Annotated in this window: 20 protein-coding genes; 11 read left to right on the top strand and 9 right to left on the bottom strand. The window is 55.0% G+C overall.

Going from position 1 to position 22715, the window contains the following annotated elements; all coding sequences use genetic code 11:
• Window positions 1-2 precede the first annotated feature (2 nt).
• Window positions 3-929, top strand: coding sequence for an acetyl-CoA carboxylase, carboxyltransferase subunit beta (accD, locus tag CU041_RS09180; protein WP_101246609.1), 927 nt, complete (start codon window positions 3-5; stop codon window positions 927-929).
• Window position 930: 1 nt separating this feature from the next.
• Window positions 931-2220: a bifunctional folylpolyglutamate synthase/dihydrofolate synthase gene (locus CU041_RS09185; protein ID WP_101246610.1), complete on the top strand. Its 1290-nt coding sequence runs from the start codon at window positions 931-933 to the stop codon at window positions 2218-2220.
• Here the strand turns inward: CU041_RS09185 and CU041_RS09190 are convergent, their stop codons facing one another.
• Window positions 2221-2787: an alpha/beta hydrolase gene (locus CU041_RS09190; RefSeq protein WP_101246611.1), complete on the bottom strand. Its 567-nt coding sequence runs from the start codon at window positions 2785-2787 to the stop codon at window positions 2221-2223. It lies immediately after the preceding gene.
• An 82-nt stretch (window positions 2788-2869) separates the two neighbouring features.
• Window positions 2870-3649: a hypothetical protein gene (locus CU041_RS09195; protein WP_101246612.1), complete on the bottom strand. Its 780-nt coding sequence runs from the start codon at window positions 3647-3649 to the stop codon at window positions 2870-2872.
• 301 nt (window positions 3650-3950) lie between these two features.
• Between CU041_RS09195 and polA the strand changes: the two genes are divergently transcribed.
• Window positions 3951-6770 (top strand): DNA polymerase I, encoded by a 2820-nt coding sequence (gene polA / locus CU041_RS09200; RefSeq protein ID WP_101246613.1) that lies wholly within the window; start codon window positions 3951-3953, stop codon window positions 6768-6770.
• A gap of 97 nt (window positions 6771-6867) precedes the next feature.
• Here the strand turns inward: polA and dapB are convergent, their stop codons facing one another.
• The 4 genes from dapB to CU041_RS09220 all read right to left on the bottom strand — a co-directional run bounded on the left by dapB (window position 6868) and on the right by CU041_RS09220 (window position 11799).
• Window positions 6868-7668: a 4-hydroxy-tetrahydrodipicolinate reductase gene (gene dapB / locus CU041_RS09205; protein ID WP_101246614.1), complete on the bottom strand. Its 801-nt coding sequence runs from the start codon at window positions 7666-7668 to the stop codon at window positions 6868-6870.
• Between the two features lie 133 nt (window positions 7669-7801).
• Window positions 7802-8935 (bottom strand): molecular chaperone DnaJ, encoded by a 1134-nt coding sequence (gene dnaJ / locus CU041_RS09210; protein ID WP_101246615.1) that lies wholly within the window; start codon window positions 8933-8935, stop codon window positions 7802-7804.
• A 103-nt stretch (window positions 8936-9038) separates the two neighbouring features.
• The gene (dnaK, locus tag CU041_RS09215; RefSeq protein ID WP_101246616.1) at window positions 9039-10952 is read right to left on the bottom strand and encodes a molecular chaperone DnaK; all 1914 of its coding nucleotides are present in this window, start codon (window positions 10950-10952) and stop codon (window positions 9039-9041) included.
• 337 nt (window positions 10953-11289) lie between these two features.
• The gene (locus CU041_RS09220; protein ID WP_101246617.1) at window positions 11290-11799 is read right to left on the bottom strand and encodes a DUF2244 domain-containing protein; all 510 of its coding nucleotides are present in this window, start codon (window positions 11797-11799) and stop codon (window positions 11290-11292) included.
• A 224-nt stretch (window positions 11800-12023) separates the two neighbouring features.
• On the opposite strand from CU041_RS09220, the gene nth reads away from it, so the two are divergent.
• Window positions 12024-12665, top strand: coding sequence for an endonuclease III (nth, locus tag CU041_RS09225; protein WP_101246618.1), 642 nt, complete (start codon window positions 12024-12026; stop codon window positions 12663-12665).
• 47 nt (window positions 12666-12712) lie between these two features.
• Here the strand turns inward: nth and CU041_RS09230 are convergent, their stop codons facing one another.
• On the bottom strand, window positions 12713-14161 hold the full coding sequence (locus tag CU041_RS09230; RefSeq protein WP_233433057.1) for a penicillin-binding protein activator: 1449 nt from the start codon (window positions 14159-14161) through the stop codon (window positions 12713-12715).
• A gap of 8 nt (window positions 14162-14169) precedes the next feature.
• Here CU041_RS09230 and rsmI point away from each other — a divergent pair, with 8 nt between their 5' ends.
• Both rsmI and CU041_RS09240 read left to right on the top strand, forming a co-directional pair.
• Complete coding sequence (gene rsmI / locus CU041_RS09235; protein ID WP_407702976.1) at window positions 14170-15117, top strand: 16S rRNA (cytidine(1402)-2'-O)-methyltransferase; 948 nt, start codon at window positions 14170-14172, stop codon at window positions 15115-15117.
• A gap of 2 nt (window positions 15118-15119) precedes the next feature.
• Entirely contained in the window at window positions 15120-15503 is a 384-nt protein-coding gene (locus tag CU041_RS09240) for a YraN family protein (RefSeq protein ID WP_101246619.1), read from the top strand.
• Window positions 15504-15523: 20 nt separating this feature from the next.
• On the opposite strand, the gene CU041_RS09245 is transcribed toward CU041_RS09240, so the two are convergent.
• Window positions 15524-15931, bottom strand: coding sequence for a DUF2000 family protein (locus tag CU041_RS09245; protein WP_101246620.1), 408 nt, complete (start codon window positions 15929-15931; stop codon window positions 15524-15526).
• 32 nt (window positions 15932-15963) lie between these two features.
• On the opposite strand from CU041_RS09245, the gene CU041_RS09250 reads away from it, so the two are divergent.
• Together CU041_RS09250 and CU041_RS09255 are read left to right on the top strand one after the other, a co-directional pair.
• On the top strand, window positions 15964-16827 hold the full coding sequence (locus CU041_RS09250) for an AraC family transcriptional regulator (protein ID WP_101246621.1): 864 nt from the start codon (window positions 15964-15966) through the stop codon (window positions 16825-16827).
• 136 nt (window positions 16828-16963) lie between these two features.
• On the top strand, window positions 16964-17626 hold the full coding sequence (locus CU041_RS09255) for a BON domain-containing protein (RefSeq protein ID WP_101246622.1): 663 nt from the start codon (window positions 16964-16966) through the stop codon (window positions 17624-17626).
• Here CU041_RS09255 and CU041_RS20920 read toward each other — a convergent pair whose 3' ends face one another.
• Window positions 17627-17857 (bottom strand): hypothetical protein, encoded by a 231-nt coding sequence (locus CU041_RS20920; protein ID WP_233433059.1) that lies wholly within the window; start codon window positions 17855-17857, stop codon window positions 17627-17629.
• Here CU041_RS20920 and CU041_RS09260 point away from each other — a divergent pair.
• From CU041_RS09260 to typA, 3 genes are all read left to right on the top strand, one after another.
• A complete protein-coding gene (locus CU041_RS09260; protein WP_407702979.1) occupies window positions 17756-18688 on the top strand; it encodes a SirB1 family protein in 933 nt (310 codons plus the stop codon). The genes CU041_RS20920 and CU041_RS09260 overlap by 102 nt on opposite strands.
• A 675-nt stretch (window positions 18689-19363) precedes the next feature.
• Window positions 19364-20353: an adenosine kinase gene (locus tag CU041_RS09265; RefSeq protein WP_101247012.1), complete on the top strand. Its 990-nt coding sequence runs from the start codon at window positions 19364-19366 to the stop codon at window positions 20351-20353.
• A 421-nt stretch (window positions 20354-20774) separates the two neighbouring features.
• Window positions 20775-22586: a translational GTPase TypA gene (typA, locus tag CU041_RS09270; RefSeq protein ID WP_101247013.1), complete on the top strand. Its 1812-nt coding sequence runs from the start codon at window positions 20775-20777 to the stop codon at window positions 22584-22586.
• Window positions 22587-22715: the final 129 nt, after the last annotated feature.

Below are 22715 nucleotides of genomic sequence, written 5' to 3' on the forward strand. Positions count from 1 at the left end.
ATATGTCGTGGCTGACTGAATTCGTCCGTCCAAAGATTCAGAAACTCGTTCGCCGTCCAGATGTGCCAGAGAACCTTTGGCATAAATGCAAATCGTGCGAACAGATGATCTTTCACCGTGATCTGGCAAAGAACAATCATGTTTGCCAGCATTGCGGTCATCACATGCGTATTTCCGCCAAGGACCGTCTTGAGCTCCTGTTCGATGGGGGTCAATACCAGACCATCGAACTGCCGAATGTTCCGGTCGATCCGCTGAAATTCCGTGATCAGAAAAAATACACCGATCGCCTCAAGGCGGCACAGGCCAAGGCAACCTTCAAGGATGCGCTGGCGGTTGCCCATGGTGAGGTTGGTGGTCATCCGACCGTGATTGCCGTGTTTGACTTCTCCTTCATGGGCGGGTCGATGGGCATTGCCGTTGGCGAAGGCATTGTTGCCGCCGCCGAACTGGCAACCGTTCAGGATGCGGCACTGATCATTGTTCCGGCATCGGGCGGTGCACGTATGCAGGAAGGCATTCTCAGCCTGATGCAGATGGCCCGTACCACGGCCGCCATCGAAAAGGTCAAGGAAAAGGGCCTGCCCTATTTCGTGCTGCTGACCGATCCTACCACCGGCGGTGTTTCGGCATCCTTTGCCATGCTGGGCGATATCCAGGTTGCAGAACCGGGCGCGCAGATCGGCTTTGCCGGTCGTCGCGTGATCGAAAGCACCATCCGCGAAAAGCTGCCTGATGATTTCCAGACGGCCGAATACCTTCTGGAACACGGCATGGTCGATATGGTCGTTCCGCGTAATGAACTGAACGCGACCTTTGGCCGCCTGATCGACATGATCCGCCGCACCAAACCGGGTGCAAGCATCGTTCCGATCAAGGACGCCAAAGCCAAGACGTCCAAGTCCAAGACTTCGAACGCGGACAAGTAACTTGGCCCGAAGCGACGCAATTCTTGCTCGCCTTGGCAAGCTGCACCCGAAAGTCATCGATCTTTCGCTAGGGCGGATTTCCCGGCTTCTGAACAAGCTGGGTAATCCGCACCTTTCCTTGCCGCCGGTCATTCATCTTGCCGGCACAAATGGCAAAGGCTCCACCCAGGCCTATCTGCGCGCCATCTATGAGGCCGCCGGACTGAAGGTCCATTGTTCGACATCCCCGCATCTGGTGCGTTTCCATGAACGCATTACCCTTGCCGGTGACATGATTTCCGAAGATGCGCTGTGTGACCTTCTTGAAGAAGTCGAAACGGTCAATGACGGCGAATCCATCACATTCTTTGAAATCACCCAGGCTGCTGCATTCCTTGCATTTGCGCGCAGCCCTGCTGATGTCCTGATCCTTGAAACCGGACTTGGCGGGCGGGTTGATGCTTCCAACGTGATTGACAAGCCTGCTGCGACGGTCATTACGCCGGTATCGCTTGATCATCAGGGATTCCTTGGCGATACCATTGCCAAAATCGCCTTTGAAAAGGCCGGGATCATGAAACCCGGTGTGGTCAGCATTCTGGCACCACAGATGCTTGAAGCCTTCAACACCCTTGTCACCCACGCCAATGCGATCAAGGCCCCGGTATTTTGCAATTTCGAAGTATCGGATGAACGCGCCGACGGGTTTACCATGCGCATCGAAGGCGATCATATCGACCTTCCGTTGCCGGCATTGCCGGGGCGTCATCAGTTCGTCAATGCCGCAACGGCGATTGCCGCGGTGCGCAAGGCCGGCATTCCGGGCTGTGATGGCAAGAATGTCGATATTCTGGCCCGTGGCCTGACAACGGCACGCTGGCCGGCCCGGTTGCAGAAACTGACTTCTGGGCCGCTCTTTGATGCGCTTCCTGACGGGTGTGAGCTGATTTTGGATGGCGGGCATAATATCGCCGCCGCAGAAGCCATTTCCGACTGGCTGTCGCGTCAGGACGCCGGCAATACCGTCATCATGATGGGGATGCTTGATAACCGCGATGCGGTGGCGTTTCTAAAACCGCTTGCCAAGCAGATTACAGCACTTGCCGGTGTGCCGATCCCCGGTGAACATCAGGCACATCTGCCGACAACACTTCGCGATGCTGCCAAGACCTGCGGTATCGATGCAGCCTATGCCTGTGATGATTTCGGTGATGCTTTGGCAGCATTGCTGTCGACCTGCCCCGCCCCGAAACGGGTATTGATCCTTGGATCACTATATCTGGCCGGCCTGATTCTTGAAAATCACGGCTAATCAGCCATATATCAGAATTTCCTTAACCAGACTGTCAATATCACCATCCAATAACAAGTGACCGGCCGATTCCAGGACGATTTTCCCGGCGGCTGGCAGCCGGTTTACATAAGTTTGGAAATGGTCAAACCCGACAATCCGGTCATCACGGCTGTGACAAAAATGGATTACTTTACAATCACCTAAAATACGAACTTCATCCTTGGTCAGGGTGAATTCATCTATTTCCCAGTCTGTTAGGCCCCAAAATGGCGATGCGATGATGAAAACAGCTGATAAATGGCTGTTTTCGCGCCAGATTTCCGGATTGCGTGCCAGAAATTGTAAGATTGTCGACCCGCCAAGCGAATGCCCGACCAAAACAAGCCCCGGGGCTGCCTGTGAAACGGCCTTTTCGATCCCGCCAAGCCATTGATTGATATCGGGGCGTTCGGGATCGGGCATCGCCGGGGCTGACAGGGTGAAGTTTCCACCCAGCCGGTCTTTCAGCCGCGCGACAAACCGTGTACTGCCATTGTTCCCGCCCTGGGGACCGGCACTGTGAATGAAAACCAGGTCACGGCCCATTGTGGCCTCCTTGCCCTGCTGGTCGATAAATCGTTATCGACCGGGAAAATTTGACGATATAGCAGGTCGCCAAAGCCCGGCATCAGACATCCGGCAGGCGAACCTTTGGACCGGTGCCATTCGCGGACCGCGCACTGCCATCATCATTGCCGCCATCGGTTCGCCGCAACCGCAGATTTCCGGCCTTGTAGGTCTGTCGACGGTCCCCCTTGAGCGGCGGGGGCAAGCCATTGTCGCCACCATGGTTGTGGCCATCGCGTGATCGGTCAAGATCGCCATATTTTGCGTTTTCACGCTTTACCTTCTGGCCGGTCACCCAAGTATATCCCAGAACATAAAGCAAAAATCCCCCGACCCCGATGGTCAGGGTCAGGAACTGCACAACCGGGACAAAGGTTCCGAACACCTGACCGCCGCCATAAATCATGAAAATACAAAGGGCTGCGACCGGGGCAAGTGCCAGGAAAAAGATGCTGCGCACCTTGTGACGGATCGGTCCGTAATGCATCAGCATGGCATAAAACAGATACATCAGCGCGACAAACACCACGAGTTTGATCAGCAAAATGAAATGATCAAAATTGGCAAGCTTCTGATTGCGTTCATAAATGCCAAAGGCCGTGAACAGGCCATGCACGATCAGGCCGAAACTGCCAAATGTCAGGATAAAACGCAGCCAGACACTGACGCGAAAAAACCTGCGCCATCCCGTCTCGCCCGCGCTGCCGCGGCGACCTGATTTGTTTTTTTTCCGCTGCCGGGAGGAAAGCTTCATATCTTCTGAAAGCTCACGCACCGGACCGGCGGTTTCTACCCCGATACCCTTGGGGGTAAAAATCGGTTTGGCTGATTTCCGGGCCACGAACCCGTTCTCCCATGTCCCTTGGGATTAACTTTTCAACTTACCATAGCAATCCCGACCGACCCTGATAAGCACAAACAGACCATCGGGAATAAATCTTCGGAAATCCGCATGTTATCTTATTTGTTCTGATATCGAAATGTTATCGGATTACCTAAACAATCATCATACAATACTGATGCCAGTACTTGTCAGGAGCCCCGGGCTTTTTGGCCAATGCCCACAGGCTATGCTCGACTTGGCGGCGCGGATCGGGCATTCTGCGAAGCATGATTTTCCTCCAGACAAGAGCACGAAACGTATGACTGAATCTGCCCCGTCCAACACCAATACATCCGCCGGCAATCCGCCGCGCCGCGTGGTACTGGTTGACGGTTCCGGCTTTATTTTCCGCGCTTTCCATGCCCTGCCGCCGATGACAAGTCCCGACGGGACCCCGGTCAATGCGGTATATGGCTTCTGCACCATGTTGATGAAGCTGCGCGAAGATACCAAGCCCGACCATATGGCAGTCATTTTCGACACCAAGGGCAAGTCATTCCGCAACGATTTCTATGCCGACTACAAGGCCCACCGCCCGCCGCCCCCCGAAGAACTGGTACCGCAATTCGGTTTGATCCGTGACGCGACGCGCGCCTTTAACCTGCCCTCGATCGAGCTCGAAGGCTATGAGGCCGACGATCTGATCGCCACCTATGCCCGCCAGGCCGAGGCACAGGGTTCTGATGTGATTATCGTGTCTTCGGACAAGGACCTGATGCAACTTGTTACAGACAAGGTGCAAATGTTTGATGCGATGAAGAATCGCACCATCGGGGCTGCCGAAGTCATGGAAAAATTCGGCGTCGCGCCGGATAAGGTCATTGATATTCAGGCACTTGCGGGCGATTCCGTTGACAACGTACCCGGCGTACCGGGCATTGGTGTCAAAACTGCCGCCCAACTTATTGATGAATATGGTGATCTTGATTCTCTACTTGAGCGCGCTGGCGAAATCAAACAGCCCAAGCGTCGCGAAAAGCTGATCGAGAATGCCGAACTTGCCCGCATTTCACGCGATCTGGTGACCCTTAAAACCGACGTGCCCGTGGTTGAGGACCTTGATGATTTCGACCTGAAAGAACCCGATCCGGAAGTTCTTTTAAGCTTCATCGCAAGTCACGGCTTTAAATCACTGCTTTCTAAAGTAAAAGCCAAGTTTGGCGGCGATGTTGAATTTGAAAGCCCGAGCCAACTCGGCATTGGTGTCAATGATATCAAGGTCGAAAAGGCCGAATATGAACTGGTGCAGGATGAAGAACGTCTAAAGCACTGGATTGCGGAGGCCGAATATCTTGGCACCGTGGCGGTTGATACCGAAACCACATCACTTGATGCCCATCAGGCCAAACTTGTCGGCATCTCGCTTTCGACCGAACCGGGCAATGGCTGCTATATCCCGCTTGGCCATGTCAGCGGCGAAGCACAGGGTGGCTTTGACTTCGGCGACACCCCCGAACAAAGCAGCGACGCCCCCAAGCAGATCAAGCTTGAACGCGCGATAGAGCTTCTCAAACCCCTGCTCGAAGACCCCGGCGTGCTCAAGGTTGGTCAGAACCTGAAATATGACATGATCGTTCTGGCCCGCCATGGCATCGATGTCGCACCGATGGACGACACCATGGTTCTGTCCTATGTGCTTGACGGGACCAGCCATGGTCACGGCATGGACGAGCTGGCCGAATTGCATCTTGATTATAAACCGATCAAGTTTTCCGATGTTTGCGGATCGGGCAAAACCCAGATCACCTTTGATCAGGTACCGCTGGACAAGGCCCTCGATTACGCGGCCGAGGATGCGGATATTACATTGCGTCTGCATCGCCTGCTGAAGCCGCGCATCGCACAGGAACATATGGCAAGTGTCTATGAAACCCTTGACCGGCCGCTGGTGCCGGTTCTGGCAAAGATGGAAAGCCTGGGCGTCAAGGTCGATGCCGAAATCCTGAAAAACCTGTCGGATGATTTCGCCAAACGCATGGCAAGTCTTGAAGTTACCATCCATGAAATGGCCGGGGAGCCGTTCAATCTCGGCAGTCCCAAGCAGCTCGGCGAAATCCTGTTTGATAAAATGAGCCTGCCGGGCGGTAAAAAGACCAAAACCGGTGCCTGGCAAACCGGGGCAGATGTTCTGGAAGCCCTGGCAGCACAGGGGCATGATCTTCCGGCCAAGCTTTTGGAATGGCGTCAGCTTTCGAAACTCAAAAGCACCTATACCGACGCGCTTGCCAACCATATCAACCCGCAAACCGGTCGTGTGCACACCAGTTACGGTCAGACTAACGTCAATACCGGGCGTTTGTCATCCAATGATCCGAACCTGCAAAACATTCCGATCCGAAGCGAAGAAGGCCGTAAAATCCGTACTGCCTTTGTCGCAGAGCCGGGCCACAAGCTTATTTCTGCCGACTATTCGCAGATCGAATTGCGTCTTCTTGCCCATGTGGCCGAAATCGACGCCCTGCGTGAAGCCTTCAAAAACGGCGAGGATATCCACGCCGCGACCGCATCCAAGGTCTTTGGCGTGCCAATCGAAGGCATGGACCCGATGGTTCGCCGCAAGGCCAAGGCGATCAACTTCGGCATCATTTACGGCATTTCGGCCTTTGGTCTGGCCAATCAGCTTGGCATTCCGCAAAAAGAGGCCAAGGCCTTTATCGATGCCTATTTCGAGATTTATCCGGGCATTCGCGACTATATGGATCAGGCCAAGGAATTCGCCACCAAACACGGTTTTGTCCGTACGCTGTTTGGTCGCCATATCCATATCAGCGGCATCAATGACAAAAACGGCATGCGCAGAAGCTTTGGCGAACGTGCGGCGATCAACGCCCCGATTCAGGGCGGTGCTGCCGACATCATCAAACGCGCGATGATCGCGGTACCCGGTGCGCTGCTTGATGCCGGCCTCAAGACCCGCATGCTGTTGCAGGTCCACGATGAATTGATCTTTGAAGCCCCGGAAGACGAGGCAGAAAAAGCCATCAAGGTCATCCGTAACGTCATGGAAAATGCGGCCCATCTGTCCGTACCGCTGATTGCCGACGCCGGTATCGGCGATAGCTGGGCGGATGCGCATTAACCGGCGTTTTCAGACCGAACCCAAACGCAAAAAGGCCGGGGATATCCCCGGCCTTTTTGATTGATTGACGATTGTAAAACCTTAAAGGCCCAGAACTTCAAAGGCCCAGCACTTCGCGCATGGAATAAAGGCCAGGTGCCTTGCCCTCGGCCCATTTGGCAGCGCGCACGGCGCCCTTGGCAAAGACTTCGCGCGATGATGCCTTGTGGGTGATCTCGATGCGTTCGCCTTCACAGGCAAAGATAACCGTGTGATCGCCAACCACATCGCCCCCGCGAAGCGTTGCAAAGCCGATGGTACCGTCTTCACGCGCCCCGGTATGGCCGTCACGGGTGCGAACCGCCACATCGTCAAGTTTGACACCCCGGCCTTTTGCCGCGGCCTCACCAAGGCCAAGTGCTGTGCCCGAAGGCGCATCGACCTTGTGCTTGTGATGCATTTCGACGATTTCGATATCGGCCACATCCTTGTCCAGGACACTTGCGACCTTTTCGACCAGTGCGAAGGCAAGGTTCACGCCGACACTCATATTCGGCGCAAAGATGATCGGGGCCTTCTGGGCGGCAACTTTCAGCTCGTCCTTTTGATCATTGGAAAGCCCGGTGGTTCCGATCACAAGGATCGTCCCGGTTTCAGCAGCCAGCTGCGCATGTTTCATGGTTGCGGCCGGGGCGGTGAAATCAATCACCGCATCGACGGCTTCGAACAAGGCCCTGGCGTCATCTCCGACCAGAACGCCGCTTTCTTCCAGACCGGCAATCAGGGTGATGTCCTTGCCAATGAACGGGCTTCCGGGAAGATCCGTACCGCCACCGACTTCGCAGCCCTTGGTTTTGGCAGTTTCATTCACCAGCATCCGGCCCATCCGGCCCGCACATCCAACAATCCCGATCTTCATTTCCGGTCTCCTAGCAACAAAGCTTGCAAATTATGCCTTTGCTTTATCACAAGCCCCCGGTCAGGCAAAACAAAACCCCTGACCGGCATGTCAGGGGTTTTGATCGTGTCGTTTCATTGAAGCGATGCTGACCTTAGTCCGTCAGATCTTTCCAGATTTCCTTCATCTTGGAAAAGAAGCCTTCGCTTTCCGGGCTTGAGCCCTCTTCGCGGGAAATTTCGTCGAATTCTTCAAGCAGTTCCTTCTGACGTTCTGTCAGATTGACCGGCGTTTCGACACTGATTTCAACAAACATGTCACCGCGGGCCTGCGAACGCAGGATGGTCATGCCCTTGCCGCGCAGACGAAGCTGCTGACCCGACTGGGTCCCGGCTGGAATGTTGATCCGCGTGCGCGTGCCTTCGATCGTCGGGACCTCGATGGTGCCGCCAAGGGCAGCCTTGCTCATCGGGATCGGAATCCGGCAATAAAGGTTGGCACTTTCGCGCTGGAAGAAGCGATGATGGGCGATATCAAGGAAGATATAGAGATCACCCGGAGGTGCCCCGTTTGTTCCTGCTTCGCCTTCGCCCGCCAGACGGATGCGCGTACCATCCTCGACACCGGCCGGAATGGTGACCTGAAGGGTCTTTTCCTTTTCAACGCGACCAACACCGTGACAGGATTTGCACGGATTCTTGATGATCTTGCCTTTGCCATGACAGCTCGGGCAGGTGCGTTCAATGGTAAAGAAGCCCTGCTGTGCGCGGACCTTGCCGTGACCGTTACAGGTCGGGCAATTGACCGGCTGTGAGCCTGCTTCGGCGCCGGTGCCATCGCATTTTTCACAGGACACCGAACCTGGAATGGTGATCTCGGCCTTTTTGCCTTCGAACGCTTCTTCAAGCGTGATCGCCATATTATAGCGCAGGTCCGCCCCGCGCGATGACCCGCCACCACGGCGTCCACCGCCCATCGCACCAAAGATCTCGTCAAAGACGTCGGCAAACCCGCCGCCACCGAAACCACCGCCAAAGCCGCCACCGCCACCGGGGCCGCCCTGTTCAAAGGCTGCGTGACCGAAACGGTCATAGGCTGCGCGTTTTTCGTCGTCCTTGAGAACTTCGTACGCTTCGTTGACCTGTTTGAATTTTACTTCGGCTTCGGCATCGCCCGGGTTCTTGTCCGGGTGATACTGCATCGCTTTTTTACGATAGGCGCTTTTCAGCTCCGCTGCGCTGGCGCCTTTCGAAACACCCAACAGCTCGTAAAAATCTTCTTTCGCCATCTGTAACTCCGAAATACGGTCGGGCCGTTCCCGCAATCCTTGCGTCCGGAACGGCCCGATTTTTCTTTACAGGGCGTCGTTCAAGACGACCTCTGCGGTCGTCTTACTTGTCTTTTTTGTTGTCATCGACTTCTTCGAAGTCGGCATCAACAACGCCGTCATCGGCCTGGGACGCGGATGCGCCTGCATCACCTTCGGCACCTTCTTCGGCCTGCTGTGCCTGATACATGGCTTCGCCAAGTTTCATTGCAGCCTGCTGAAGTTCATTGACCTTGGCGTTGATGGCTTCGGCATCGTCACCGTCTTTGGCTTCTTTCAAAGCCGACAGAGCGTTTTCGATGTCGGACTTGGTTGAGTCATCAACCTTGTCACCATGCTCGTTAAGGTTCTTTTCGGTGGCGTGAATGACGGCTTCTGCCTGGTTACGGGCTTCGACAAGTGCCTTGCGCTTCTTATCGGCTTCGGCGTTGCTTTCCGCATCCTTGACCATGTTTTCGATTTCGTCATCCGAAAGACCACCAGATGCCTGAATACGGATCTGCTGTTCCTTGTTGGTCGCCTTGTCTTTGGCCGACACGTTGACGATACCGTTGGCATCAATGTCAAAGGTCACTTCGATCTGCGGAACACCGCGCGGTGCCGGCGGGATACCAACCAGATCAAACTGGCCGAGCATCTTGTTATCAGCCGCCATTTCACGTTCACCCTGGAAGACGCGGATGGTCACGGCCGTCTGGTTGTCTTCAGCGGTCGAGAAGGTCTGCGACTTGCGGGTCGGGATCGTGGTGTTACGGTCGATCAGGCGGGTGAACACACCGCCAAGGGTTTCGATACCAAGCGACAGCGGGGTCACGTCGAGCAGAAGAACGTCTTTGACGTCACCCTGCAGAACACCACCCTGAATTGCGGCACCAAGGGCAACAACTTCGTCCGGGTTCACACCTTTGTGCGGTTCACGACCGAAGAACTCCTTAACGCGTTCCTGGACCTTCGGCATACGGGTCATGCCGCCGACCAGAATGACGTCGTCAATTTCACCTGCGGTAATGCCGGCATCCTTGAGGGCGGCTTTACACGGGGTCATGGTGCGTTCGATCAGATCGGAAACCAGACCTTCAAGCTTCGCACGCGACAGCTTGATGTTCAGGTGCTTCGGACCGGATGCATCAGCGGTGATGAACGGCAGGTTCACATCGGTCTGCATCGACGAGGACAGTTCGATCTTGGCTTTTTCAGCAGCTTCTTTCAGACGCTGCAGAGCCAGACGGTCCTTGCGCAGGTCGATCTGCTGTTCCTTTTTGAACTCGTCAGCAAGGTAATCAATGATCTGTTTGTCGAAGTCTTCACCACCAAGGAAGGTATCACCATTGGTCGATTTCACTTCGAAAACGCCATCGCCGATTTCAAGAACAGAAACGTCGAAGGTACCGCCACCAAGGTCATAAACAACCACGGTGCCGCCGTCTTTCTTGTCCAGGCCATAGGCCAGGGCTGCCGCGGTCGGCTCGTTGATGATACGTTTGACTTCAAGACCCGCGATCTTGCCGGCGTCTTTGGTCGCCTGGCGCTGGGAGTCGTTGAAATATGCCGGAACGGTAATCACGGCTTCGGTCACCGGCTCACCCAGATGGGCTTCTGCGGTTTCCTTCATTTTCTGAAGAACCATAGCTGCGATCTGGCTCGGTGCCATTTTCTCGCCATTGACTTCAACCCATGCATCGCCGTTTTCGCCCGAGACGATTTTGTACGGCACGAGGTCTTTGTCTTTTTCGACTTCCGGATCGCCGTAACGACGGCCGATCAGACGCTTGATCGCAAACAGGGTATTTTCCGGGTTGGTCACAGCCTGGCGTTTCGCCGGCTGACCGACAAGGCGTTCACCATCGTCGGTGAAAGCGACCATTGACGGGGTGGTACGGGCACCTTCGCTGTTTTCAATCACACGGCCTTCTTTGCCATCCATGACTGCAACGCACGAGTTGGTGGTGCCAAGGTCGATACCAATAATCTTGCCCATAGTAAGTTCCTCTTTTAGCGGCCGGTCCGTCCCGCAGCCTTCAAACCGAAGCGCCGCGCAGGACCTCCTGGGACCAATGGTTGTAATACACGTAATTTTTCTGGGGTCTCTGCATGACCCCGCGCACCTATATATGAAAGTCCCCACAAAGTCGCAAGCGGTCAAAGAGGGGAATCTTGGGTGTTTTTTACCTTAAAAATGCAATTTTTATCCAATCGCGGGCAATATCATCGCGATTGCCACGCCATTTGGGCGATTTCGAGCCGATTTTCAGTGTCAAAACCGGGCTTTTCAAATCGCTCATAACCGGGTTGCAATTCCGTCAAATCACAGAATTTTACGGGGATTGAAGCGGAATATCCGAGGGATTACAGCGGGTGTGGCGCAATACCGCTTCGAGCTGACTGGCCAGATCAGCCTTTTCATCTGCCCCCAAAAAGCCGGCAATTTCGAAGCTTTTGCCATGTGTTTGCAAAAACAGCGCGCATTGATCGTCTTCGCCGCGTTCCAGAACAACGCGCAGCCAATAGGGCTGAAAATCAAATTCCTGACGATCGCCGCGGACCGAAATGCGGGTTACGCGAAGATTGGCCGGGCTGAGTTCGATGCGTTCTTCCTGCCGGGCCGAGCGGAAGCTGAAATGAAATGCCAGCGACAGCAACACCACATCCACGCCGAGAAACCCGATCACCGGCCAGGCCCCGACCGACCAGAAAACCAGACCGATACTTGTCGTCAACGCAGCCAGCATCAGGACAATATTGCGCGCAGCCCGGCGCGAAAGCGACCGCGGCGGAAACAAATCCACCCGATAGATCGGCTTGGCACTGCGCGGGACGGCGGGCATTTTACTTACCTGTATGTCTGAACGGGCCTGCTGCTGTTTTCCTTATATGGTGCGTACAGCACAGAATGTCGTGCAATCAAAATTCGATTTTTCGTCTTATCCCTTATATATAATGTCCGCACAGGAGATCGGATCAGGGATGCCATGCTTTGACACATGTGCGTCCCCAAATCGGCTGAAAACAGCCCGCCAAAAAAAGAGAGCTAAAGTCCATGGCCCGCCCGATGAGCAAAGCCGCCATTGAAGAATTTTTCCAGCGTCTGTCGGATGCTGATCCCGAACCCAAAGGCGAACTGGATTACACCAATCCCTATACGCTGCTTGTGGCTGTTGCCCTGTCGGCACAGGCAACCGATGTCGGGGTCAACAAGGCGACCAAAAAGCTGTTTCAGATCGTTGAAACACCCCAAGACATGCTTGATCTGGGCGAAGAAGCACTGATTGATCATATCAAGACGATCGGGCTTTATCGCGGCAAGGCCAAGAACGTCATGGCAGCAGCCAAAATTCTGGTCGAAAAGCATGGCGGGGTGGTTCCTAATGATCAGGAAGCCCTTGAAGAATTACCCGGTGTCGGGCGCAAGACCGCCAATGTCGTGCGCAATATCGCCTGGGGCGAACATACCATGGCGGTTGATACCCACATTTTCCGGCTGGGCAATCGCACCGGCATGGCCAATGGCAAAACGGTTCTGGCTGTTGAAAAGGCTCTTTTGAAAAAGGTGCCGGCACGCTTCATGACACATGCCCACCACTGGCTGATCCTGCACGGGCGCTATATCTGCAAGGCGCGCAAGCCACGCTGTGGCGACTGCATCGTCAATGATCTGTGCAATTTCAAAGACAAAACGCCTGCCGAAGCATAATCCGGCAGGCGTTTAAAAACAGGCCAGGCATCCATCAGATCGGAAGATCAGAATACCTGGTCAAAGGTTGCCGGCGCCGGCGCAATGACCTTTGCACCATCCGGCTGGATCTGCATGATGGCATAGCCGCGTTCGGACTGCCCATCAGCCGTCAGACGGAAAATCCCGTCAACCCCGACAAAGCCGCTTGGATTGGTCAGCGCATCGCGCGTGATCCCGTTTTCATCACGCGCCATCAATGCCGCCAGTGCCGCACTGTCATAGGCCAGACTTGAAATGCGCGGCGGCTGGCTGCCAAAGGTGCGTTCAAACCGGTTGGCAAACAGGTTCCAGTTTTCCGGATTGGGGGCGGCAAAAATACCGCCCTTAAGAGCCGGTTCCGCAAACAAGCCGGGATCATTCCAGCCAAAGGTCCCGATGAACTGAACAACCGACGGATCAATATCAAAATAGGCCAGCAGGGCCGATACCTGACGCAGATCGCCACCGGTTGCCGGCAGGATCAACGCATCAAAATCAAGCTCGCCAAAGGTATCGACGCCTTCAAGACGGCGCAGCGCCCGCTTTGCCCCGGCACTGCCATCAGCTTCAAGCTGGGCCTTGTGGGCACGCAGATTGGCACGACGCGCATCGTAATTGGCAAAATCGCGAATGGTCTGTTGCAGACTTTCCGAGCCGGGCTGATAGAACGCCACCCGTCCCAGCGATCCGCCAACACGCGACACCACCCCGTTCAGGGCGCTGGCGATCTGGCGACCATAATCATTTTGCGGCAACAGGGCGGCAAACCGGAAATGGCCCTGTGTTGTGGCATATCCGACAGCACGTGCAATCTGGTCTTCAGGGATCAGGCCACTAACCCAAACACCGTTTTCAGCAACACGCCGGTTGTTGGAAAAGGCAATGACCGGAACATTGGCGGCCTTGGCAACTTCGCTGGCCCCGCTGACCGATTCGGAAAACAGCGGACCAAGGATCATTTTCGCGCCGGCATCAACCGCCTGGCGTGCGGCATTTTGCCCGCCCTGATAGGTACCCGCCGTATCGATCGGCATCAGGACAAAATCATCCCCGGCAATGTCAAACATTGCAAGTTCGGCTGCATGGCGCATGGCACGACCAAGATCGGCATGCTGCCCGGAAAGCGGCAGCAAAAGCGCAACCCGCTTTTCAAAGACTGCGGCTTCGTCGTTATAAAGGGTCGGCAGTTCGACACCTTCGCCTTCGGGAAGGGCGGCGTCACTTGGCCATGGATTGGCATCAGGGATCAACCCCTGATCAGGGGCGCCTGTCGGGTCGACAGCAGGTTGATTGGCTGTTTCGACCGGGGCGCCACGTTGCGTACCAAACAGGTCCGTGATACTCGTGGTCGCATTACATGCGGCAAGCCCGACAGAGAGGACAATAACTGATGCCGTCCGGCGTGCAATCCGGCCCCAGGTCGAACCCCCATTCAGATTCTGCAACGCCTGACGCGGCAGCGCCTCGTTCTGCATCCGATTCTGTGACGGATGACGTTTCGGACAACCCACTCTCACCTCCAGATAAGTCGTTTCGCACGCAGGGTAATGCGGGCGAGGATGCAAGTAAACATGATGAAAGCCATTTGCCACTTTCATCGGGTCTTTATCTTGTCGCTACTCCAATCGGAAATTTGGGCGATATTACGTTCAGGGCGCTCGAAATCCTTAAACGGGCCGATGTTATCCTGTGCGAGGATACCCGGACATCGGGTAAATTGCTGTCACGCTATGGCGTCAAGACCAAGCGAATCGCCTATCACGAACATAACGCCGCCAAGATGCGCCCCGAAATCATGGAACGCCTTGGCAAGGGTCAGGGACTGGCGCTGATTTCCGATGCGGGAACGCCCCTGATCAATGATCCGGGCTACAAGCTTGTACGTGATTGCAAGGCAGAAGGCTTTAACGTCACGGCCGCACCGGGCGCATCTTCGCCAATTGTCGCGTTGATCCTGTCAGGATTGCCAAGCGATCATTTCTTTTATGCCGGTTTCCTGCCGCCCAAAACCATGGCCCGGCAAAAGGAACTGACCCGTTTTACCGCCATTCCGGGCAGCCTGATTTTTCTTGAAAGTCCCAAACGTCTTGCCGCAAGCCTTGCCGATATGGCCCGGGTTCTTGGCGGATCACGCGAAGCCGCTGTGACCCGCGAACTGACCAAGATGTTTGAAGAAGTTCGTAATGGCACCCTTGATGAACTTGCCACCCATTACGAAGAAGCCGGCGCCCCAAAGGGCGAAATCGTGATCATTGTCGGCCCGGCCAATGATGCGGATAACGAACCCAGCCCCGAAGACATTGATGCGCGGCTGCTTGATCTGATCAAAACCCATCGGACCAAGGATGCCGCCGATATCCTGGCCCGCGAAACCGGCCTTAAGAAGCGTGATCTTTACAATCGCGCCCTTGAACTGGCCAAGACGGAGTAGCCATGCCCCGAACCCGCCGCGCACCTGATCAACAATCAAGTCGCAAGCGGGCGGAAAAGGCCGGACGCCGCGCAGAAATGCTGTGTGCCCTGTTTCTGCGCCTGAAGGGATATCGCATCCTTGCAACGCGCCATAAAAGCCCGGTCGGTGAAATTGATATCATCGCCCGGCGCGGCAAAGTCCTGATTGCAATCGAAGTCAAAAACCGGCCCAACCGGGAAACAGCGCTGTTTGCACTGCGTCCCCGTCAGCAGGTCCGAATTGCCCGCGCCCTTGAAAGCTATGCCCGGCAAATTGGCCATGACGGCGATCTTCGCTTCGATCTGATGATGGTGCACGGTCTTGTGCGGGTCGAACATCTTCGCAATGCCTGGCATGCCAGCTAGCTACAACCGTCGTCATGCCCCTAGGGATGCATCTTTGCGCCCTTGGTGATTTTATCGACAATGCGCTTGTCTGCATGAATGCCAATGCCGACAAATTTGGCCTGTTCGGGATCGACAGCGGCAAATACTTCGCGATTGGCCGCGTCATGGCCGGTGGCAAACATATCTTCGATATAGGCCGATGCCCTGACACCGCGATCAAGCACCCGGCGATGGATTTTGGTCAGGGTCGCCTGGTCTGCGGCCAGAACAATCGCCGGTTGCCGCGATAGCGGATTGTAAATATTTTGCTTCGCATCGACATAGGGTTCGCCGATGATATCGGGTGTCTGGGCGACGATGCCACTCATCAGAAAGGCCGTCACATTCAGCGATTGCCAGGCTTCAAGATCATTGCGCAAGACCAGCGCGACTTTGGTGTCAAACATATGCGTTCTCCAACGGGTCGGATAATCAGGTGATGAAAGAAGCAGTAGATCAAAGCACCGATCCCGGTATTGAACGTTTGTGCAAAAAGCATGAGCGCTTTATCGCCGCCCCGACCAGCAACGGGATCGAGCGGATCGAAGCCCGGTTTTATGGCAATATGTTCAGCCCGCACCGCCATGACACCTATGCGCTGGGCATCACCATGCAGGGTGTTCAAACCTTTAACTATCGCGGGGAATTTCGCGCCAGCAATCCGGGCAATGTCATTATCCTGCATCCCGACGAAATTCATGATGGCGGGGCGGGCACCGAAGACGGATTGCAATACCGTATGCTGTATCTTGAACCGGCGCTTTTACGCGGCGGTCTGGACCATGAGTCCGATCCCCTGCCCTTTGTCGGTGAACCAGTGATCAATGATCGGGTTTTATGGTCGGTTCTGGCATCGGTTCTGGGCGAACTTGATTGCGATGTTGATCCCATGCTGCGTGACCAGTTTGTCGCCGATATTGCTCAGCGCCTGTCACTTCATGGCAAAACACCGTTAAAACAACCGCGCTTTAATGCCGCTGCGCGCATGGATCAGGTCCGCGCCTTTCTGGAAGACAATTTTGACCGACCGGTCCAGTCCGATGAACTTGAACAGATTGCCGATATGGACCGCTATCGCCTGATCCGGCATTTCCGGGCCCGGTTTGGCACGACCCCGTATCGCTATCTGATGATGCGCCGCCTCCAAAAGGCCCGGGCATTGATGGTTCTGGGACAACCGCTGGCCGGGATTGCGGCTGAAACCGGGTTTTCAGATCAAAGCCATTTCAATCGGCATTTTCGCCAGACCTATGGCGTGACACCGGGACGCTGGGCCGGATTGATCGCGAAAAGGGCGCATTGAAGCCATCCCGTTCCGATCAATATGCAAAAAGATGCATTTTTGCTGATAAACTGGTCGGGATTTTAAAACTCTTTAACCCCAAGGCGCGATGATTGCACCCGGAAGACTGAGGGAATCGGGGGCGAGACATCACCATATGTCGTCAAAAACGGACATTGAATGGCATCTGACCACCAGACCGCCAGATCATGCCAACCGTCATTTGCGCGCGGTCAGGTATCTGGTATTGGCCGGGTTCTGTCTTTTGCCGTTGTCGGGATGCACATCGCTTGTAATCGGTGCCGGGGCCACGGCCGGGGTTGCAGCCCTTCAGGAACGTGGTCTTGACGGTGCCGTCAGTGACACCGCGATTACCGCAGAAATCTGGCAGAAATTTCTGTCAAAAGATGAGAAACTGTTTCTCGATATCGAAATCGAAGTTGTCGAAGGCGAAGTCCTGCTGGCCGGTCGTGTACCGTCCGTCGCAGATCAGCTTGAAGCGGTACGATTAAGCTGGCAGGTCGATGGCGTCAGAAGCGTCATTAACGAAATTGATGTCGGATCGGGCATGTCACTGATGGACAGTGCCGGCGATCTGATCATCACCACACGGATCAAGACCGCGCTGATGTTTGATGGCGATGTTTTCGCGATCAATTACAGTATCGAGACCGTAAACGGTACAGTGCATCTGATGGGCATTGCCCAGAACGAACGCGAACGTGAACGGGTTATTTCGCATGCGCGTGAAACCAGCTATGTAAAACGCGTGGTCAGTCACATCCGCCTGAAAGATGACGTCAACCGGCAAGGGACCTGATCAATTAGTACCGTAAGCCACATCATCGCACCGACCGATCCGGACCGCCAATGGCTTGTCGATTACGCCAAGGGCCAGAAACCTGACGCCAGCGTTGCGGAGGCGGCCCTTCATTTTGCCCGGCTCAATCTGGCAGAAGACGGTCAGAAACGCGATATCGCGCCATATCTTCGTCATCTCGATGACCTTGCCGACCAGCTGCGGGCCGAACTGGCCCGCATAACCCTGCAACCGGACTTTGTCACATTGTCCGACATTGCGGGCCTTCCGGTCGACGACAAGGAAGCCGAACCGACCATTGAACAAGTGGTCAAAGGCCTTCAGACAGTGATTGCCGAACGCAACGGCTTTCAGGGCGACATGGAAAATTACGATGACATGGCCAATGCCGACCTGTTGCAAGTCATTGAACGCAAACGCGGCCTGCCGGTTGCACTTGGGTTGCTATACATCCATGCGGCCGAACGATGCGGCATTACCATCACCGGGATCGATTTCCCCGGCCATTTCCTGTTGCGGGTCCAGGCCAATGGCAAACGCCGCATGATCGATCCGTTCCACGGGGGCATTACCCTTGGACCGGCAGAATTGCGCGAATTACTGAAATCCTTTAGCGGGCTTGATGCCGAACTTGAGCCCCGACACTACCGCCCGACAAGCAATGTCGATATATTGTTACGACTTCAAAACAATATAAAGGTCCGGGCCCTGCGCGCAGGTGAACTGGCCCTTGCGACCCGCGTAATCGAACACAGTTTGCTGATCGCACCCGACCATGAAGGGCTTTGGCATCAGCTTGGTGCGCTTTATGCACGTCTTGATCAGGACCATATGGCACTTGGCGCGTTTGAACAATTTGTCATGCGCTGTGACGACCCGCTTCATCGCGCCCGGATCGAAGCCGTGATCGAAGAATTGCGCGAACGGCTTGAACGGGAAGTCGCCAATCAGGATGATCCGACCGGGATTTCCGCACCATCGGAAAGTTCCGATCAATCGCACAGCGATCCACAGCAAAAATCCAACGCGCCGATCCCGCTTTTCCCCGATCTGAATTCCTGATTTCTCCAAAATAACCTGTACTCGCCATATGCAATGCGGCCGGATTCCGTCATCTGGCCTTGCACGACCTTTATAAGCTCGGATCATGAAAATCCATGTGAAATAGCTTTTTTTCCAATATAGAATTAAATAAATATTTCTATAAATGATTAATTAGGATGTTATTTTTAAACCTAAATACGAACAAACTGGTCCGTCCGGTTTTTCAAGATCACTGAATGCCGGTGATTATCGGGCACAAAATCATCAAAAAATGCTTGTTTCGGTATTTTTTGCCTAATTTCGGCGATCTGACCACTTCGTGCATCAGAAAACCCTGAAGAATGCGCAAAGCCCCGGAAATCGGGGCTTTTGACCACTGACATGCGATGGCGACCGGATCGACGGCACCGTCATCGGCCCGAAGATCGAAATTGAAACCGGATTCAGATCGAATTTCGCGGTGACATCGCCTTAAAAAACATCTTTTGCAGTTTTTTCGGTTCTTAACGGCAGGTTAAACAACCGGCCACGAAACGGTCGCGACACTTGCACCGTGAACAGCAATGCATATACTCCGCGCCAGTCAGTTTTTAGGCGCCTGATCATGGCCATCTGCCAGATTGGCCCGCCTGTGCGGTCAACCGGGTTCGATACGGTGCCGTTCAAACCGAACAAATTGCAGGAATGAACTATATGAACGACACCACAGTTGACGTCGTCGGTATTGGCAACGCCATTGTTGATGTCCTTGCCCATTGCAAGGAAGAAGACCTGACCCGTCTGAAGCTTGTCAAAAACTCCATGACCCTGATTGACGCGGAAACCGCAGACAGTCTGTATGAACAGATGGGACCGGGCATGGAAATGTCCGGCGGGTCGGCAGGCAACACCATGGCCGGCATCGCAGCCCTTGGCGGAAAGGGTGCCTATATCGGCAAGGTGCGCGACGATCAGCTTGGCCAGGTTTTCCGCCACGATATCCGTGCAATTGGCGTTCAGTTCAATTCCGCACCGGCCACGGCCGGTTCGCCGACCGCGCGCTGCCTGATCTTTGTCACCCCGGATGGTCATCGCACCATGAACACCTTCCTTGGTGCCTGCACCGAGCTTGGCCCGGAAGATATCGACGAAGATCTGATCAAATCGGCCAAAGTCACATATATGGAAGGCTATCTGTGGGATCGCCCCGAGGCGAAGGAAGCCTTTGTCAAAGCGGCCAAGGTCGCCCATGAGGCAGGTCGGCAGGTTTCCATCAGCCTGTCTGATTCATTCTGTGTTGACCGTCACCGCGATTCATTCCGCGATCTGGTTCATCACCATATCGACGTGCTGTTTGCCAACGAAGAAGAAATCAAGTCGCTTTACGAAGTCGGCACCTTTGAAGAGGCCCTGGCCGAAGTTCGCAAACACTGCAAGGTTGCAGCCCTGACCCGTGGTGAAAAAGGCGCGGTTATCGTTGCCGAGAACGAACTACACGAAATCAGCGCCGAACCGGTCGCCAAGGTGGTCGATACCACAGGTGCCGGCGATCTGTTCGCATCGGGCTTCCTGTATGGCTATACCCAGGGTCACGAACTTCCGGTTTGCGGGCAGCTTGGTGCGATTTGCGCATCCGAGGTCATTTCGCATATGGGCGCGCGTCCGGATGCGGATCTTAAGGAACTGACCGCAAAGGTCATCTGACCGGAAACCGGTGGCTTTCAGCGCCATCTGCAAAGATTTCACGGGACGGCAACAATCCGTTGTCGTCCCGTTTTACGTTACCAAAGACCCCGATTTCCGGGCATTGCAGCGCAACACAAACATTGACTTTATACAAAGTTTAGCGCAAACAGCCCGCATTGCAGAAAAATCAACCCCGCATGGCGCGCACAAAGCTGGTCATTCGCCTCCACATTGGCTATGACAGGGCGGCCTTCGGGCAAGATACACAATGCCCGGACCAGTAAACATTCAGCATATGCCGTGTTCTAGAGTTGCGCGGATGACCGAACGCCATCGGTCATAAGGCTGCTGAATATCTACTGGCCTTGAAACGTTTTACTGACCGATGCGCATGGGCAAGCCCCGGCGCGCGGCATTTTTATTTCTGGAGTCCGCGCCCATGAGCTTGCGCAATATCGCCATCATCGCCCACGTTGACCACGGCAAAACCACGCTGGTCGATTCCATGTTCCGTCAGTCAGGTGTCTATCGTGACAACCAGCGCGTAGATGAACGCGCAATGGACAGCAACGATCTGGAACGTGAACGCGGCATTACCATCGTTGCAAAACCGACGGCTGTTCAGTGGGGTGATACCCGCGTGAACATCGTCGATACCCCGGGCCACGCCGATTTCGGCGGTGAGGTCGAACGTATCCTGTCCATGGTCGAAGGCGTTGTTCTGCTTGTTGACTCGGCCGAAGGTCCGATGCCGCAGACCAAATTCGTTCTGGGCAAGGCGCTTAAACTTGGTCTGAAACCGATCGTTGTCATCAACAAGATCGACCGTCCTGACCAGCGTGCCGAGGAAGTCCTTGACGAGATTTTCGATCTGTTCGTATCGCTCGAAGCAACCGAAGAACAGCTCGACTTCCCGGTTCTGTACGCATCTGGTCGTGACGGCTGGGCCGCTGAAAGCCCGGAAGGCCCGAAAGAAAACCTGACCCCGCTGATGGAACTGGTTCTGAACCACGTTCCGGCACCGGACGTCAATGTCGATGCCCCGTTCGCGATGCTGGCAACCATGCTGCATGCTGACAACTTCCTGGGTCGTATTCTGACCGGTCGTGTCTATCAGGGCCGTGCGAAACTCAACATGCCGGTGAAGGTTCTTCGTGGCGATGGCACGGTTGAAACCGGCCGTCTGTCGAAACTGATGGGCTTCCGCGGTCTGGAACGTGTCCCGCAGGACGAAGCTGTTGCCGGTGACATCATCGCAATTGCCGGCCTGACCGAGGCAACCGTTGCCGACACCATTTGTGCAACCGACGTCAACACCGCCATCGAAAGCCAGCCGATCGATCCGCCGACCCTGGCGATGACCTTCTCGGTCAACAATTCGCCGCTGGCCGGTCAGGAAGGTGACAAGGTTACCTCGCGCATGATCCGTGCCCGTCTGGAACGCGAAGCCGAAGGCAACATCGCGATCAAGATCGGCGAAACCGCCGACAAGGATGCATTCGAAGTTGCCGGTCGTGGCGAACTTCAGCTCGGCGTTCTGGTTGAAACCATGCGCCGCGAAGGTTTTGAACTTTCGATTTCACGTCCGCGCGTTCTGTTCCAGGAAATCGACGGCGTAATGTCCGAGCCGTACGAAGAAGTCCAGGTTGACGTTGACGAAGAATATTCCGGCGTCGTGGTCGAGAAAATGAGCCTGCGCAAGGCTGAAATGACCGACATGCGCTCAAGCGGTGGCGGCAAGACCCGTATCATCTTCCTTGCGCCGTCGCGTGGCCTGATTGGCTATCACGGTGAATTCCTGACCGATACCCGCGGTACCGGCGTTATGAACCGCGTGTTCCATTCCTATGGCCCGGTCAAGGGTGCGATTGCAGGCCGTCGTAACGGCGCACTGATTTCCAACGATCAGGGCGATGCCGTGGCCTATGCACTGTTCGGTCTTGAAGATCGTGGCATCATGTTCATCGAACATGGCGAACGCGTCTATCAGGGCATGATCATCGGTGAACATAACCGTGACAACGATCTGGAAGTGAACGTGCTCAAGGGCAAAAAGCTGACCAACGTTCGTGCATCGGGCAAGGACGAGGCTGTTACCCTGACCCCGCCGCGCCGCATGTCGCTTGAAGAAGCCCTGTCCTACATTCAGGACGACGAACTGGTCGAAGTCACCCCGCAGAGCGTACGTATCCGCAAACTGCACCTTGACCCGAACGTTCGTAAGCGCGAAAGCCGCAAGAAAGAAGGCTAAGCCTTCCTTCTAGCATCAGATTCCAAAAGGGCCGGTCCAGTGGATCGGCCCTTTTTTCATGGCAGACCGGATCTTTGCCACCCGCCCGGCGGTGCTTGCGGATTGGCTATTCATTAACCTGTTTGCACT

This window comes from Thalassospira povalilytica, from assembly GCF_002844235.1.
In the GTDB taxonomy this organism is placed as follows: Bacteria; Pseudomonadota; Alphaproteobacteria; order Rhodospirillales; family Thalassospiraceae; genus Thalassospira; species Thalassospira povalilytica.

Bases quoted from the DNA above. Each gene is read 5' to 3' on its own strand.
- accD (WP_101246609.1), top strand. From the start codon at position 3: ATGTCGTGGCTGACTGAATTCGTCCGTCCAAAGATTCAGAAACTCGTT.
- CU041_RS09190 (WP_101246611.1), bottom strand. From the start codon at position 2,787: ATGGGCCGTGACCTGGTTTTCATTCACAGTGCCGGTCCCCAGGGCGGG.
- polA (WP_101246613.1), top strand. From the start codon at position 3,951: ATGACTGAATCTGCCCCGTCCAACACCAATACATCCGCCGGCAATCCG.
- dapB (WP_101246614.1), bottom strand. From the start codon at position 7,668: ATGAAGATCGGGATTGTTGGATGTGCGGGCCGGATGGGCCGGATGCTG.
- dnaJ (WP_101246615.1), bottom strand. From the start codon at position 8,935: ATGGCGAAAGAAGATTTTTACGAGCTGTTGGGTGTTTCGAAAGGCGCC.
- dnaK (WP_101246616.1), bottom strand. From the start codon at position 10,952: ATGGGCAAGATTATTGGTATCGACCTTGGCACCACCAACTCGTGCGTT.
- CU041_RS09220 (WP_101246617.1), bottom strand. From the start codon at position 11,799: ATGCCCGCCGTCCCGCGCAGTGCCAAGCCGATCTATCGGGTGGATTTG.
- nth (WP_101246618.1), top strand. From the start codon at position 12,024: ATGAGCAAAGCCGCCATTGAAGAATTTTTCCAGCGTCTGTCGGATGCT.
- CU041_RS09230 (WP_233433057.1), bottom strand. From the start codon at position 14,161: ATGCAGAACGAGGCGCTGCCGCGTCAGGCGTTGCAGAATCTGAATGGG.
- CU041_RS09240 (WP_101246619.1), top strand. From the start codon at position 15,120: ATGCCCCGAACCCGCCGCGCACCTGATCAACAATCAAGTCGCAAGCGG.
- CU041_RS09245 (WP_101246620.1), bottom strand. From the start codon at position 15,931: ATGTTTGACACCAAAGTCGCGCTGGTCTTGCGCAATGATCTTGAAGCC.
- CU041_RS09250 (WP_101246621.1), top strand. From the start codon at position 15,964: ATGAAAGAAGCAGTAGATCAAAGCACCGATCCCGGTATTGAACGTTTG.
- CU041_RS09255 (WP_101246622.1), top strand. From the start codon at position 16,964: ATGTCGTCAAAAACGGACATTGAATGGCATCTGACCACCAGACCGCCA.
- CU041_RS09265 (WP_101247012.1), top strand. From the start codon at position 19,364: ATGAACGACACCACAGTTGACGTCGTCGGTATTGGCAACGCCATTGTT.
- typA (WP_101247013.1), top strand. From the start codon at position 20,775: ATGAGCTTGCGCAATATCGCCATCATCGCCCACGTTGACCACGGCAAA.